This is a genomic window from Pseudomonas sp. GL_091 (assembly GCF_057837725.1).
Window position 1 is genome coordinate 1 of record NZ_CM174451.1, and the last position, 15,104, is coordinate 15,104.

The 15,104-nt window shown below is 58.3% G+C and carries 11 protein-coding genes; 6 read left to right on the top strand and 5 right to left on the bottom strand.

All coding sequences use genetic code 11. From position 1 onward, the window contains the following. The 5 genes from dnaA to ltrA all read left to right on the top strand — a co-directional run bounded on the left by dnaA (position 1) and on the right by ltrA (position 7,893). Positions 1 to 1,521: a chromosomal replication initiator protein DnaA gene (dnaA, locus tag AC3ITY_RS00005; RefSeq protein ID WP_046038773.1), complete on the top strand. Its 1,521-nt coding sequence runs from the start codon at positions 1 to 3 to the stop codon at positions 1,519 to 1,521. Between the two features lie 39 nt (positions 1,522 to 1,560). Then, positions 1,561 to 2,664: a DNA polymerase III subunit beta gene (dnaN, locus tag AC3ITY_RS00010; RefSeq protein ID WP_007969885.1), complete on the top strand. Its 1,104-nt coding sequence runs from the start codon at positions 1,561 to 1,563 to the stop codon at positions 2,662 to 2,664. Between the two features lie 20 nt (positions 2,665 to 2,684). After that, positions 2,685 to 3,788 (top strand): DNA replication/repair protein RecF, encoded by a 1,104-nt coding sequence (recF, locus tag AC3ITY_RS00015; RefSeq protein WP_489306966.1) that lies wholly within the window; start codon positions 2,685 to 2,687, stop codon positions 3,786 to 3,788. 5 nt (positions 3,789 to 3,793) lie between these two features. Beyond that, positions 3,794 to 6,211 carry a DNA topoisomerase (ATP-hydrolyzing) subunit B gene (gene gyrB, locus AC3ITY_RS00020; RefSeq protein WP_489306968.1) on the top strand — a complete coding sequence of 806 codons (2,418 nt, stop codon included), beginning with the start codon at positions 3,794 to 3,796 and terminating at the stop codon, positions 6,209 to 6,211. Positions 6,212 to 6,567: 356 nt separating this feature from the next. Next, complete coding sequence (ltrA, locus tag AC3ITY_RS00025; RefSeq protein ID WP_489306969.1) at positions 6,568 to 7,893, top strand: group II intron reverse transcriptase/maturase; 1,326 nt, start codon at positions 6,568 to 6,570, stop codon at positions 7,891 to 7,893. A gap of 81 nt (positions 7,894 to 7,974) precedes the next feature. Here the strand turns inward: ltrA and AC3ITY_RS00030 are convergent, their stop codons facing one another. Then, entirely contained in the window at positions 7,975 to 8,691 is a 717-nt protein-coding gene (locus tag AC3ITY_RS00030) for a response regulator transcription factor (RefSeq protein ID WP_489306970.1), read from the bottom strand. A gap of 170 nt (positions 8,692 to 8,861) precedes the next feature. On the opposite strand from AC3ITY_RS00030, the gene AC3ITY_RS00035 reads away from it, so the two are divergent. Beyond that, the gene (locus AC3ITY_RS00035) at positions 8,862 to 10,397 is read left to right on the top strand and encodes a sensor histidine kinase (RefSeq protein WP_489306971.1); all 1,536 of its coding nucleotides are present in this window, start codon (positions 8,862 to 8,864) and stop codon (positions 10,395 to 10,397) included. A gap of 216 nt (positions 10,398 to 10,613) precedes the next feature. On the opposite strand, the gene AC3ITY_RS00040 is transcribed toward AC3ITY_RS00035, so the two are convergent. The 4 genes from AC3ITY_RS00040 to glyQ all read right to left on the bottom strand — a co-directional run bounded on the left by AC3ITY_RS00040 (position 10,614) and on the right by glyQ (position 15,025). Then, positions 10,614 to 11,393, bottom strand: coding sequence for a lysophospholipid acyltransferase family protein (locus AC3ITY_RS00040; protein ID WP_223455494.1), 780 nt, complete (start codon positions 11,391 to 11,393; stop codon positions 10,614 to 10,616). An 83-nt stretch (positions 11,394 to 11,476) separates the two neighbouring features. Further along, entirely contained in the window at positions 11,477 to 12,016 is a 540-nt protein-coding gene (gmhB, locus tag AC3ITY_RS00045) for a D-glycero-beta-D-manno-heptose 1,7-bisphosphate 7-phosphatase (RefSeq protein WP_165798734.1), read from the bottom strand. Positions 12,017 to 12,020: 4 nt separating this feature from the next. Next, entirely contained in the window at positions 12,021 to 14,075 is a 2,055-nt protein-coding gene (gene glyS / locus AC3ITY_RS00050) for a glycine--tRNA ligase subunit beta (RefSeq protein WP_489306972.1), read from the bottom strand. Beyond that, positions 14,072 to 15,025, bottom strand: a complete 954-nt coding sequence (gene glyQ / locus AC3ITY_RS00055; RefSeq protein ID WP_003187265.1) for a glycine--tRNA ligase subunit alpha — start codon at positions 15,023 to 15,025, stop codon at positions 14,072 to 14,074. Before glyQ ends, glyS begins: the two co-directional genes overlap by 4 nt. Positions 15,026 to 15,104: the final 79 nt, after the last annotated feature.

Here is a 15,104-nt window from a genome sequence, read left to right on the forward strand (position 1 = left end):
GTGTCAGTGGAACTTTGGCAGCAGTGCGTGGAGCTTTTGCGCGATGAGCTGCCTGCCCAACAATTCAACACTTGGATCCGTCCACTACAGGTCGAAGCCGAAGGCGACGAGTTGCGTGTCTATGCGCCCAATCGTTTTGTTCTGGACTGGGTCAACGAAAAATACCTGGGACGTGTTCTCGAATTGCTCGATGAACACGGCAATGGCATGGCGCCTGCGCTTTCCCTATTAATAGGCAGCAAACGCAGTTCGGCACCCCGTGCCGCGCCCAACGCTCCTCTGGCAGCCGCGGCTTCCCAGGCGCAGGCTGCTCAAGCGCCCGCCAGCCCGCCGCCGGCACCTGCCGCCGCGTCGACCAAACGTGCGACGCAAAAAGTGGCTGAGGTCACCGAGGAAGAACCTTCCCGTGACAGCTTCGACCCAATGGCCGGTGCCAGTTCGCAACAGGCACCTGTGCGCGCCGAGCAACGTACCGTGCAGGTCGAAGGTGCGCTCAAGCACACCAGTTACCTGAACCGCACCTTTACCTTTGAGAATTTCGTTGAAGGTAAATCCAACCAGTTGGCGCGCGCCGCCGCCTGGCAGGTGGCTGACAACCCCAAGCACGGTTACAACCCGCTCTTCCTTTATGGTGGCGTCGGCCTGGGTAAAACCCACTTGATGCATGCTGTGGGTAACCATCTATTAAAGAAGAATCCGAATGCCAAGGTGGTGTACCTGCATTCCGAGCGTTTCGTGGCGGATATGGTCAAGGCCCTGCAACTGAACGCGATCAACGAGTTCAAACGCTTCTACCGTTCGGTGGATGCGTTGCTGATCGATGACATTCAGTTCTTCGCCCGCAAGGAGCGTTCCCAGGAAGAGTTTTTCCACACCTTCAACGCCCTGCTCGAAGGTGGCCAGCAGGTCATTCTCACCAGTGACCGCTACCCGAAGGAAATCGAAGGCCTTGAAGAGCGCCTCAAATCCCGCTTTGGCTGGGGCCTTACCGTAGCGGTCGAGCCGCCGGAGCTGGAAACCCGCGTGGCGATCCTGATGAAGAAGGCCGATCAGGCCAAAGTCGAGCTGCCTCACGACGCCGCGTTCTTCATTGCCCAGCGCATTCGCTCCAACGTCCGTGAGCTGGAAGGCGCGCTCAAACGCGTGATCGCCCACTCGCACTTCATGGGCCGCGATATCACCATCGAGCTGATTCGCGAATCCCTTAAGGACTTGTTGGCGTTGCAGGATAAACTGGTCTCTGTGGATAACATTCAGCGCACTGTCGCCGAGTACTACAAGATCAAGATCTCCGACTTGCTGTCCAAACGCCGTTCGCGTTCGGTCGCTCGTCCGCGTCAGGTCGCCATGGCGTTGTCCAAGGAACTGACCAACCACAGCTTGCCGGAAATCGGCGATGTGTTTGGCGGTCGCGACCATACAACGGTCTTGCACGCGTGCCGCAAGATCAACGAACTTAAGGAATCCGACGCGGACATCCGCGAGGACTACAAGAACCTGCTGCGTACGCTGACCACTTGATGAACACCAGCGCAGCTTATTAAGGCAAGGGACTAGACCATGCATTTCACCATTCAACGCGAAGCCCTGTTGAAACCCCTGCAACTGGTCGCAGGCGTCGTCGAACGCCGACAGACCTTGCCGGTACTTTCCAACGTGCTGCTGGTTGTCGAAGGCCAGCAATTGTCGCTGACCGGTACCGACCTGGAAGTCGAGCTGGTTGGTCGTGTTCAACTCGAAGAGCCGGCGGATCCGGGTTCCATCACCGTGCCGGCGCGCAAGCTGATGGACATCTGCAAAAGCCTGCCGAACGATGCGCTGATCGACATCAAGGTCGACGAGCAGAAGCTTGTGGTCAAGGCTGGCCGTAGCCGCTTCACCCTGTCGACACTGCCGGCCAACGACTTCCCTACCGTGGAAGAAGGTCCGGGTTCGCTGACCTGCAGCCTGGAGCAAAGCAAGCTACGTCGTTTGATCGAACGCACCAGCTTCGCCATGGCCCAGCAGGACGTGCGTTACTACCTCAACGGCATGCTGCTGGAAGTCTCCGCTGGCGTGATCCGCGCCGTGGCCACCGACGGTCACCGTCTGGCCATGTGCTCGATGCAGGCCGATATCGGTCAGCCGGATCGTCACCAGGTCATCGTGCCGCGCAAAGGTATCCTCGAACTGGCACGCCTGCTCACCGAGCCGGACGGCAATGTCAGCATCGTGCTGGGTCAGCATCACATCCGCGCCACCACCGGTGAGTTCACCTTCACTTCGAAGCTGGTCGACGGCAAATTCCCGGACTACGAGCGTGTTCTGCCTAAAGGCGGCGACAAGCTGGTACTTGGCGATCGCCAGGCTCTGCGCGAAGCGTTCAGCCGTACCGCTATTCTGTCCAACGAGAAATACCGTGGTATCCGTCTGCAATTGGCCAGCGGTCAGCTGAAGATCCAGGCGAACAACCCGGAGCAGGAAGAAGCGGAAGAAGAAGTGGGCGTTGAATACAACGGCGGCTCCCTGGAGATCGGTTTCAACGTGAGCTACCTGCTCGACGTACTGGGCGTGATGACCACCGAGCAGGTTCGTCTGATCCTGTCCGACTCCAACAGCAGTGCGCTGGTGCAGGAATCGGATAACGACGACTCGGCCTACGTTGTCATGCCGATGCGTCTGTAATCATGCTCAGCAGAAGCTAGATGTCCTTAAGTCGCGTCTCGGTCACCGCGGTGCGCAATCTGCACCCGGTGACCTTCTCCCCCTCCCCCCGCATCAATATTCTTTACGGCGCCAACGGCAGCGGCAAAACCAGTGTTCTGGAAGCCATCCATCTGCTGGGGCTTGCCCGTTCGTTTCGCAGCACCCGTCTGTTGCCGGTCATTCAATACGAACAGCTTGCCTGTACGGTATTTGGCCAGGTTGAACTGGCGGAGGGTGGGCATAGCGCTTTGGGCATCTCACGGGATCGACAAGGCGAATTCCAGATCCGTATCGATGGGCAGAATGCGCGCAGTGCCGCGCAACTGGCCGAGATCCTGCCGCTGCAACTGATCAATCCGGACAGCTTTCGATTGCTGGAAGGTGCGCCGAAGATTCGCCGGCAGTTTCTCGACTGGGGTGTGTTCCACGTGGAACCGCGCTTCATGTCAACCTGGCAGCGCTTGCAGAAGGCCCTGCGCCAGAGAAACTCTTGGCTGCGGCATGGTACACTTGACGCCGTTTCGCAAGCGGTTTGGGACAGGGAACTGTGCCAGGCCAGCGCTGAAATAGATGAATACCGCCGCGCTTATATCAAAGCCTTGAAACCAGTCTTTGAACAAACCTTGAGCGATCTGGTTGAGCTTGAAGGCTTGACGCTCAGCTATTACCGCGGCTGGGACAAGGACCGTGAACTGAGTGCTGTACTCGCCGGGTCTCTTCAGCGGGACCAGCAAATGGGGCATACCCAGGCCGGACCACAACGTGCTGATTTGCGGCTCAGACTGGGCGCGCATAACGCTGCGGACATCTTGTCCCGTGGCCAGCAGAAGTTGGTGGTTTGCGCGTTGCGGATTGCCCAAGGGCACTTGGTCAGCCAGGCTAGACGCGGTCAGTGTATTTATCTGGTGGATGACTTGCCGTCCGAACTGGACGAGCAACACCGTCGCGCCCTTTGCCGCTTGTTGGAAGACTTACGCTGCCAGGTATTTATCACCTGTGTAGATCACGAATTATTGAGGGAAGGCTGGCAGACGGAAACGCCAGTCGCTCTGTTCCACGTGGAACAGGGCCGTATCACCCAGACCCACGACCATCGGGAGTGAAGGCATTGAGCGAAGAAAATACGTACGACTCAACGAGCATTAAAGTGCTGAAAGGCCTGGATGCCGTACGCAAACGTCCCGGTATGTACATTGGTGACACCGACGATGGCAGCGGTCTGCACCACATGGTGTTCGAAGTGGTCGATAACTCGATCGACGAAGCTCTCGCCGGCCACTGCGACGACATCAGCATCATCATTCACCCGGATGAGTCCATCACCGTTCGTGACAACGGTCGTGGCATCCCGGTAGACGTGCACAAAGAAGAAGGTGTTTCGGCAGCCGAGGTCATCATGACCGTACTGCATGCCGGCGGTAAGTTCGACGACAACTCCTACAAAGTATCCGGTGGCCTGCACGGTGTAGGTGTGTCGGTGGTAAACGCACTGTCCAAAGAACTGGTCCTGACCGTTCGCCGCAGCGGCAATATCTGGGAACAGACTTACGTCCACGGTGTTCCACAAGAGCCGATGAAAATCGTTGGTGAGAGTGAAACCACCGGCACCCAGATTCACTTCAAGCCATCGGCCGAGACGTTCAAGAACATCCACTTCAGCTGGGACATCCTGGCCAAGCGGATTCGTGAACTGTCCTTCCTCAACTCCGGTGTCGGCATCGTCCTCAAGGACGAGCGCAGCGGCAAGGAAGAGTTGTTCAAGTACGAAGGCGGCCTGCGAGCGTTCGTTGAATACCTGAACACCAACAAGACTGCGGTCAACCAGGTGTTTCACTTCAACATTCAGCGCGAAGACGGCATCGGCGTGGAAATCGCCCTGCAGTGGAACGACAGCTTCAACGAGAACCTGTTGTGTTTCACCAACAACATTCCACAGCGCGATGGCGGTACTCACCTGGTGGGTTTCCGTTCCGCACTGACGCGTAACCTGAATACCTACATCGAAGCCGAAGGTCTGGCGAAGAAGCACAAAGTCGCGACCACCGGTGACGATGCCCGTGAAGGCCTGACCGCGATCATTTCGGTGAAAGTACCGGATCCGAAGTTCAGCTCCCAGACCAAAGACAAGCTGGTGTCTTCCGAAGTGAAGACCGCGGTCGAACAGGAAATGGGCAAGTACTTCTCCGACTTCCTGCTGGAAAACCCGAACGAAGCCAAGCTGGTCGTCGGCAAGATGATCGATGCGGCGCGTGCTCGTGAAGCGGCGCGTAAAGCCCGTGAAATGACCCGTCGTAAAGGCGCGCTGGATATCGCCGGGCTGCCGGGCAAACTGGCTGACTGCCAGGAAAAAGACCCTGCCCTTTCCGAACTGTATCTTGTGGAAGGTGACTCTGCTGGCGGTTCCGCCAAGCAGGGGCGTAACCGTCGGACCCAGGCCATCCTGCCGCTGAAGGGCAAGATCCTGAACGTCGAGAAGGCGCGCTTCGACAAGATGATCTCTTCGCAAGAAGTGGGCACCTTGATCACCGCGCTGGGCTGCGGCATCGGCCGCGACGAGTACAACATCGACAAGCTGCGGTACCACAACATCATCATCATGACCGATGCTGACGTCGACGGTTCACACATCCGTACCCTGCTGCTGACCTTCTTCTTCCGTCAGTTGCCGGAGCTGATCGAACGCGGCTACATCTACATCGCTCAGCCACCGCTGTACAAAGTGAAGAAAGGCAAGCAAGAGCAATACATCAAAGACGACGACGCCATGGAAGAGTACATGACGCAGTCGGCCCTGGAAGATGCGAGCCTGCACCTGAATGAAGAAGCACCTGGCATCTCCGGTGAAGCCCTCGAGCGTCTGGTGAATGACTTCCGTCTGGTGATGAAGACCCTCAAGCGTCTGTCGCGCCTGTACCCACAGGAGCTGACCGAGCACTTCATCTACCTGCCAGCGGTGAGCATGGAGCAACTGTCCGATCACGCAGCAATGCAAGATTGGCTGGCTCAGTACGAAGTTCGCTTGCGCACCGTAGAGAAGTCCGGCCTGGTTTACAAAGCCAGCCTGCGTGAAGATCGTGAACGTAACGTCTGGCTGCCAGAGGTCGAACTGATCTCCCACGGCCTGTCGAACTACGTCACCTTCAACCGCGACTTCTTCGGCAGTAACGATTACAAGACTGTCGTTTCGCTAGGCGCTCAACTGAGCACCCTGCTGGACGACGGCGCGTACATCCAGCGTGGCGAGCGCAAGAAGCCGGTGACCGAGTTCAAGGAAGCCCTTGAATGGCTGATGGCTGAAAGCACCAAGCGTCACACCATCCAGCGATACAAAGGTCTGGGCGAAATGAACCCGGATCAGCTGTGGGAAACCACCATGGACCCAAGCCAGCGCCGGATGCTCAAAGTGACCATCGAAGACGCCATTGGCGCGGACCAGATCTTCAACACCCTGATGGGTGATGCGGTCGAACCACGTCGTGACTTCATCGAGAGCAACGCCCTGGCGGTGTCCAACCTGGACTTCTGATCCCGGTTGTAGGTTCACAGAATAGCTGCGTATTTTCACAAATAAATGGTTCTACTACCCCTAAGGTTAGGTAGCCATATTAAAAGAGGGCCCGCTTATTGCGGGCTTTTTTTTGTCCGTAAAAATGGCCGAATACGCTACTGGGCATTGGCTCAATGCGAGGCAACGAAAAATTGTAATTGATCGATGAAAAATTAGATCGACGTTTTTCGGATGGCTAGAGATCAGCAAACAGTGCTTCCTTATGCTGAAACTCCAAATACACGAAGAAATTATTGGGAGCGGGTATATCTGTTGAAACGCAGAATATTCTCCAAGAGAAAACTGTTACCCCAGGTCCTGGACGGTATCCGAGGATGAAGGCTGACAGGGCGCAAACATCGACGGCGTCTGTGGCGTGGACGAACGCGGAGCCGGACACGCTGATGGCGCGGGTGCTTGCACCCGCCAACCTCAAGCGTGCGTATCAACGTGTGGTCAGCAACAAGGGCGCACCGGGTGCCGATGGCATGGCGGTCGACCAGTTGGCGGGCTATGTGAAACAGTATTGGCCGATCCTCAAGTCTCGGCTGCTGGCCGGTGAGTATCACCCGCAAGGTGTACGCGCCGTCGAAATCCCAAAACCCAAAGGTGGGACGCGGCAACTGGGCATTCCCAGTGTCGTGGATCGCCTGATCCAACAGGCTTTGCTGCAACAGCTCACGCCGATCTTCGACCCTCTGTTTTCGGACTACAGCTACGGCTTCCGTCCAGGCCGAAGCGCCCATCAAGCCATCGAAACAGCTCGTAACCAGGTGGCCGCGGGTCATCGTTGGTGTGTGGAACTTGATTTGGAGAAGTTCTTTGATCGAGTGAATCACGACATTTTGATGGCCACGATAGAGCGTCACGTCGAAGACAAACGTGTGCTCAGACTGATCCGCCGGTACCTCGAAGCTGGGGTTATGTCGGGCGGGATCGTCAGCCGACGGCAGGAAGGTACGCCGCAAGGCGGCCCGCTCTCACCGTTGTTGTCGAACATCCTGCTCAATGAACTCGACCGCGAGCTGGAACGGCGGGGCCATCGCTTTGTACGCTATGCCGACGACGCCAACATTTATGTGCGCAGTCGTCGTGCTGGCGAGCGAGTGCTGGTCAGGGTTGAGCGCTTCCTGAATCAACGCCTGAAACTGACGTTGAATCAGGAAAAGAGCCGAGTAGCACGGCCGTGGGCGTGTGATTATTTGGGTTACGGGATGAGCCTGCATAAACAGCCGAAGCTGAAAGTAGCTACGATGAGCCTGAATCGCTTGCGCGATCGGCTCAGAGAACTGCTGCGCGGAGCGCGGGGCCACAAGATGGCAAGCGTCATTGAGCGGATTAACCCGGTGCTACGTGGTTGGGCGGGTTACTTCAAGCTCAGCCAGAGCAACCGCCCCCTTGAGGCGTTGGATGGCTGGATGCGCCGTAAACTTCGCTGTGTCATTTGGCGTCAATGGAAGCAGCGCCCAACGAGGGCGCGCAACCTGATACGTCTGGGGATCAGCGAAGCACGCGCCTGCAAATCAGCGTTCAACGGGCGCGGGCCATGGTGGAACTCGGGAGCGTCACATATGAATCACGCGCTGCCGAAGAAGCTGTGGGACAGCCTGGGGCTGGTCTCAATACTGGATACGATAAAACGGCTTAACCGCATAACCTGAACCGCCGTATACGGACCCGTACGTACGGTGGTAAGTGAGAGGACGGCGGATGTGAATCCGCCTCCTACTCGATCCTGCGTTTCACTCGCTCGCTGGCGCCACACTCTCCAACCGATACCCATACCCATAAATCGTCAGCAACTGCCAACCGCGATCCGCTGTCAGGCCAAGCTTGTTGCGCAGGCGATAGATGTGGGTGTCCAGCGGCCGGGACGACGACATTTCTTCATGGGGCCAGAGTCGTTCGTACAGGTAATCCCGTGACAGCGGTCGGCCGAGGTTGCTGAACAGGCAATGCGCGAGGCGGTATTCGCGTTCGGTCATGACGATCGGTTTGCCGTCGCGAGTGACGGTCAGTTCGGCGTCGTCGAACACCAGATCATTGAAGTTCAACCCTTCGGCAGCCGCGCGCTGCTGGCCATGTCGACGCAGGACCGCGCCAACACGGGCTTTCAGTTCATTGGGGCGGAACGGTTTGCTGACATAGTCGTCGGCGCCGGCATTCAGGGCCTGAACGATATCGCTTTCGCCGTCGCGACTGGTGAGCATGATTGCCGCAGGCGGCGCTTCCATGTGCTCGCGGGTCCAGAGCAGCAATGACAAACCCGTGAGGTCAGGCAGTTGCCAGTCGAGGATCAGCAGGTCGAAAGTTTCCCTACGCAGTAGGCGCAACAGGTCTTCACCCCGTTCGAAGCTGTACAGCGACCACGGCTGCTCTCCGGCTTCGGCCATCTGTTGCAGGGTTTGTTCGACCCGGCGCAGTTCGGCGGGCTCATCGTCCAGTATCGCAACGCGCATACAGGGTGATTCCTTGTCGCTTGGGCAGCTCTTTATCGACGATAGCGGCTCAATCGATACAGCGAAAGCAAGCGGCCCGCCGTTGGTCGTGGCGTCCACTATGATTCTTTGAGTCGACACCTCAGACGTAGGAATCATGAAACCATTTACCCCGTCCTCCCCTGTTGGCCATGTTTGACCAACGCCGCCGTGAGAGCCGAGAGCCAAGCCAGGTGCAGCGATTGTTTCGGCAATTGGTGCGCGAGTGGTTGTGGATAAGTCTCGTGCTGTTGCCGCTGACGACGTTGCTGTCCTATCGCGCGCAAATCAACTTGGGCGATGCATCCCCAGGCTTGAGCGCATGGCTTTCCCTTGGTCTGGTGACGTGCGTGCTTGGGCTGTTGCTGTGGCGCCCACGCCTGGCGCTCTGGCTGACGCTCACGGGGATGGCTTGTGCGTTGCTGATCAGCGCCGGCCTTGCGGAGTTCAAGCGCTGGTGGTGGTCACCGACGCCAGCGGTGCTGGGGATGCTGTTTGGTTATCTGATCTGGAACTGGCGGCGCCTCAGTGTGGTGCTGACCTATTTCGGTTGGGAATTGGCGCGGCTGGACAGCGAGCCGAAAGTGTTTCCGGAGCGCCGTCGTGCCCAGTATCCCGGTGGTGACCGTTTGCAGAAGCAGATCATGGCGCTGGAACAAGCCATGAGCCTGACCCGCGATACCCACCGATTCATCGCCGATGGTCTGGAGTACTTGCCGGTGGCCACGTTGATCAGCGATCCCCAAGGGCAGATTCTGCTCGGCAACCGCAAGGCTCGCGACCTGTTTGGCGGGGATCTGGTCGGCGATGATGTGCTCGGGCGACTTAAACAGCTCGGTTATCCGGATATGAGCCGTGGGCCGGGCTCGTCTTTATCGACACTGCCGCTGCTGGAGTTTCGCGACCTCAAGGAACGCAGCCTGCGTCTGGAGCGTGCCGGGTTGTTGCCGGTAGACGGTGATATTCCGGTCGGCTGGCTATGGAACCTGACTGATTTGAGTGTGGAGCGCGATGCGGAGGAACAGCGTGCGGTCCTGTTGCGGTTCCTGTCTCACGACCTGCGGGCGCCTCACTCGGCCATCCTCGCGTTGCTCGACGTCCATCGTCACCAGGTGGGTGGTGATTCGCAACTCTTTGATCAAATCGAGCTACAGGTACGTCGGGCCCTGGAGCTGACTGACGGTTTCGTTCAACTGGCGAGGGCCGAGTCCGAGGCTTATCAGTTTCAGCCGAGCCTGTTTGCGATGTTGGTGCTGGATGTGTTCGACCAGGCGCTGCCCATCGCGCAGTTGAAACAGATCGAACTGGTTCATCAAGTGGAAGAAGAGGCACAGGAAAGTCTGGTTCTGGCGGATCAGGCGCTGCTGACCCGGGCGTTGTTCAATTTGCTGGAAAATGCCATCAAGTACAGTGTTTCAGGTACTCGCATCCGTTTGCGCGTCGGTCAGCGCGACGGCTGGCTGATCTGTGAGCTCATCGATCAGGGCAAAGGCATCGCCGCTGAGGAGTTACCCGAACTGTTCAGCCAATACCGACGCTTTTCTTCCGCCCAGGGTATCGATGGCGTGGGGCTGGGATTATCGATGGTCAAAGCCGTTGTGGATCGGCACGGCGGGCGAATCGAGTGTCAGAGCGAGGTGGGTCGGGGCACGACATTCAGGCTGCAATTTCCACTGTTTACAGAATGAAAGCGAGCGACCCAGGTCGCCCTGTCATGTCGACAGTCTGCGATTGTTCCTGGCATAAAAAAACCGGCTATATCAGCCGGTTTTTTTACGTCCGAAAAAAACTTATGCACGCTTTTATGGTTTTTATCTCTCTGAGAAATATGTAAAAAAATCATGAAGTTACGTACAAATAACGACGGTTTTCAAGGAAACGGTACACAGGTTATCCACAGAATCTCAGACAGCCACCTGATCGTTTGAAACCGGCGCTTGCGGAGCCGGTGGCAGCGAGCCCATTTCCCGTTGCATCTGCTCATTCCACGCCTGAACCCGGTCGTTCAATTCGGCAATGGCTCGTGGCCCGTTGCCTTCGGCATACATCGGTGCGCCAATGATCACAGTGATAACGCCCTGCTTCTTCGCCCAACCGGTTTTCGGCCAGAACTTGCCTGCGTTGTGCGCAATCGGCAGCACCGGCAATTCGGCGTTGACCGCCAATGCGCTGCCACCGCGCGAGAATTTTCCGACGGTGCCGAAAGGAACGCGCGTGCCTTCAGGGAAGATCAGCACCCAGACATTGTCCTTGAGCAGTTCATCGCCCTTCTTCGCAACATGCTTGAGTGCGGCTTTCGGGTTGTCGCGATCGATGGCGATCGGTCGCAGCATGGCCATGGCCCAACCGAAGAACGGCACATAGAGTAGTTCACGTTTGAGCACCTGGCTCAGCGGTGAAAAGTAAGCAGAGAGAAAGAACGTCTCCCACGTGCTCTGGTGGTTCGACTGAATGACGCAAGGCCGTTCAGGTACGTTCTCGGCACCCTTCACTTCGTAGCGAATGCCCAGAAACACTTTGCTCAGCCACAGGGCGCAGCGGCACCAATACACATTGATGAAGCGATAACGCGCCTTGAAAGGCAAAAACGGCGCTATAAAAAAACTCAGGCTGCACCACAGCAAGGAGCTGGTGCCCAGCAGCAGGTAAAAGAGGAAGGTTCTGATGGCCTGCAATATCGACATGGTGACGTTTACCGTTGCGGGCATTGCCCGCCTGTATAAAGCGCACTCCTGATGGGTCCTTTATCAGGAATTTCAGAAGCACTCTAATTGTGGATAAGTTCTGCGGCAATCGCCGCCAGATCGTCAAAAATCAATGTGCCAACCGGAAGGGTTTTACCCAAAGTCTTTTCGCCTTTCCCGGTCTTTACCAAAACTGGCTGTGAATCGACGGCTTTGGCGGCTTCCAGGTCACCAAGGCTGTCGCCGACGAACCAGAGATTGGTCAGCGACACGTTGTAATGAGCGGCGATGGTTTTCAACATCCCGGGTTTCGGCTTGCGGCAATCGCAGCCTTCGTCCGGCCCGTGCGGGCAGTAGACGATCAGCCCGACTTCACCGCCCTGCTCTGCCACCAGCGCGCGCAAACGCTCGTGCATGGCATCCAGGGTGGCGAGGTCGTAATAACCGCGAGCGATGCCCGACTGGTTGGTCGCGACAGCTACCGTCCAGCCGGCCTTGCTCAACTGCGCGATGGCTTCGATCGAACCGGGGAGTGGAATCCACTCCTCCACCGACTTGATGTAAGCGTCGGAGTCGTAATTGATCACTCCGTCCCGATCGAGAATCAGCAGTTTCAACAGCAATCCCTCAACCCAGCAGCGAAATGTCGGCAACGCCAAGGAATAACCCACGCAGACGCGCCAGCAACGCATAACGGTTGGCGCGGACTTTTGCGTCCTCTGCGTTGACCATCACGGCTTCGAAGAACGCATCCACCGGCTCGCGCAGTGCAGCCAGGCGCGCCAGGGATTCGCTGTACTGACGCGAGGCGGCCATTGGCTGTACAGCCTGGTCAGCCTGCTGGATCGCCGAGTACAGGGAGAACTCGTTGGCATTGTCGAAGTACTTGGCTTCCACGACGGTAGGCACCGAGCCTTCGACCTTGCTCAGCAAGTTCGACACGCGCTTGTTCACCGCGGCCAGGGCGGCGGCTTCCGGTAGTTTGCGGAAGGCCTGTACCGCTTGTACACGCTGGTCGAAGTCCAGGGCCGAACCCGGTTTCAGAGCACGTACCGACAGGTAGGTGGCGACATCGACACCTTCGTCTTCGTAACGGGCACGCAGACGGTCGAAGATGAATTCCAGCACCGAGTCATTGAGGCCGGCAGCCTTGACCTTGGTCCCGAAGGCATCCACAGCGAAGGCCACGGCGTCGGTCAGGTCCAGGTCCAGTTGCTTCTCGATCAGGATACGCAACACGCCCAGTGCGGCACGGCGCAGGGCGTACGGGTCTTTGCTGCCGGTCGGTAGCATGCCGATACCGAAGATACCCACGAGGGTGTCGAGCTTGTCGGCAATGGCCACGGCCGCACCGGTCAGGGTGCTCGGCAGTTCAGCGCCGGCACCGCGCGGCATGTACTGCTCGTTCAAGGCCAGTGCGACATCTTCCGGCTCGCCATCGTTGAGGGCGTAGTAGTAACCGGCGACACCTTGCATCTCCGGGAACTCGCCGACCATCTCGGTCGACAGGTCGCACTTGGACAGCAGGCCCGCACGAGCAGCCCATGCAGCGTTGCCTCCGATGCGCTGAGCGATGAACGCGGCGAGCTTGGAAACGCGTTCGGCCTTGTCGTAGACACTGCCGAGTTTTTCCTGGAACACCACGTTTTGCAGGCGCAGGTTGAAGTCTTCGAGCTTCTGCTTCTTGTCTTGCTTGAAGAAGAACTCGGCGTCGGTCAGGCGTGGGCGAACCACTTTCTCGTTACCGGCGATGATCTGCTGTGGATCTTTGCTCTCGATGTTGGCCACGGTAATGAAACGTGGCAGCAACTTGCCGTCGGCATCCAGCAGGCAGAAATACTTCTGGTTGTCCTGCATGGTGGTGATCAGGGCTTCCTGCGGCACGTCGAGGAAGCGCTCCTCGAACGAGCACACCAGCGGCACTGGCCATTCGACCAGCGCGGTCACTTCATCGAGCAGCGCTGGGGGAACGATTGCGGTGCCTTCCTGGCGCGTGGCCAGTTCTTCGGTGCGCTTGCTGATGATCTCGCGCCGCTCGTTGGCATCGGCCAAAACGTAGGCGGCACGCAGGTCGGCCAGGTAGCTGGACGGCGAACCGATGCGCACGTTTTCCGGGTGATGGAAGCGGTGACCACGGGAGTCGCGGCCGGCCTTCTGGGCGAGGATGGTGCAATCGATGACCTGGTCACCGAGCAGCATCACCAGCCACTGGGTCGGACGAACGAATTCTTCCTTGCGCGCGCCCCAACGCATGCGTTTCGGGATCGGCAGGTCGTTCAGGGAATCTTCGACGATGGTCGGCAGCAGGCTCGCGGTCGCCTTGCCGGCGATGCTCTGGCTGTAGCGCAGTTTCGGGCCGCTCTGATCGATTTCGCTCAGTTCGACGCCGCACTTCTTGGCGAAGCCCAGTGCTGCTTGGGTCGGGTTGCCTTCGGCATCGAACGCGGCCTGACGTGGCGGACCATCGAGGTTGATGCTGCGATCCGGCTGCTGGGTGGCCAGTGCGGTGATCAGCACGGCCAGGCGGCGCGGGGCGGCATAAACGGTTTTGCTCTCGTAGTTCAGGCCGGCAGCTTGCAGGCCCTTGTCGATACCGGCGAGGAACGCCTCGGCCAGGGTGTTCAGGGCTTTGGGTGGCAGTTCTTCAGTGCCCAGTTCAACCAGAAAATCCAGAGCACTCATTGTGCAGCCTCCAGCTTGGCCAGTACTTCATCACGCAGGTCCGGGGTCGCCATCGGGAAGCCCAGCTTGGCGCGAGCCAGCAGGTAGGCTTGCGCAACGGAACGCGCCAGGGTGCGTACGCGCAGGATGTATTGCTGACGCGCAGTTACCGAGATTGCCCGGCGCGCATCCAGCAGGTTGAAGGTATGGGAAGCCTTCAACACCATTTCGTAGCTCGGCAACGGCAGCGGCTGGTCGAGTTCGATCAGGCGCTTGGCTTCGCTTTCGTAGAAATCGAACAGTTCGAACAGCTTGTCGACGTTGGCGTGTTCGAAGTTGTAAGTGGACTGCTCCACTTCGTTCTGGTGGAACACGTCGCCGTAGGTCACTTTGCCGAACGGACCGTCAGCCCAGACCAGGTCGTAGACCGAGTCCACGCCTTGCAGGTACATGGCCAGACGCTCGAGACCGTAGGTGATCTCGCCGGTCACCGGGTAGCACTCGATGCCGCCCGCTTGCTGGAAGTAGGTGAACTGGGTCACTTCCATGCCGTTGAGCCAGACTTCCCAGCCCAGACCCCAGGCGCCGAGGGTCGGCGATTCCCAGTTGTCTTCGACGAAACGGATGTCGTGGACCAACGGGTCCAGGCCGACGTGCTTGAGGGAGCCCAGGTACAGTTCCTGGAAGTTGTCCGGGTTCGGCTTCAGGACCACCTGAAACTGGTAGTAGTGCTGCAGACGGTTCGGGTTTTCGCCGTAGCGGCCGTCAGTCGGACGGCGGCTTGGCTGCACGTAGGCGGCGTTCCAGGTTTCCGGGCCGATGGCGCGCAGGAATGTTGCGGTGTGGAAAGTGCCGGCGCCTACTTCCATATCGTAGGGCTGAAGTACCACACAACCTTGCTCGGCCCAGTATTGCTGGAGGGCGAGGATCAAGTCTTGGAAGGTACGCACGGCTGGCGTAGGCTGGCTCACGAAATTCACCTGTTTCTTGGGCTGCGATTTAAAGAGCGGGAGTATACCCGATTCATTGCTGCGCACGCCCCCTGGAGCC

Excerpts from the sequence above, each read along its gene's own strand:
- recF (WP_489306966.1), top strand. The coding sequence starts at position 2,685 with ATGTCCTTAAGTCGCGTCTCGGTCACCGCGGTGCGCAATCTGCACCCG.
- AC3ITY_RS00040 (WP_223455494.1), bottom strand. The coding sequence starts at position 11,393 with ATGTCGATATTGCAGGCCATCAGAACCTTCCTCTTTTACCTGCTGCTG.
- AC3ITY_RS00035 (WP_489306971.1), top strand. The coding sequence starts at position 8,862 with ATGTTTGACCAACGCCGCCGTGAGAGCCGAGAGCCAAGCCAGGTGCAG.
- glyS (WP_489306972.1), bottom strand. The coding sequence starts at position 14,075 with ATGAGTGCTCTGGATTTTCTGGTTGAACTGGGCACTGAAGAACTGCCA.
- AC3ITY_RS00030 (WP_489306970.1), bottom strand. The coding sequence starts at position 8,691 with ATGCGCGTTGCGATACTGGACGATGAGCCCGCCGAACTGCGCCGGGTC.
- ltrA (WP_489306969.1), top strand. The coding sequence starts at position 6,568 with ATGAAGGCTGACAGGGCGCAAACATCGACGGCGTCTGTGGCGTGGACG.
- dnaN (WP_007969885.1), top strand. The coding sequence starts at position 1,561 with ATGCATTTCACCATTCAACGCGAAGCCCTGTTGAAACCCCTGCAACTG.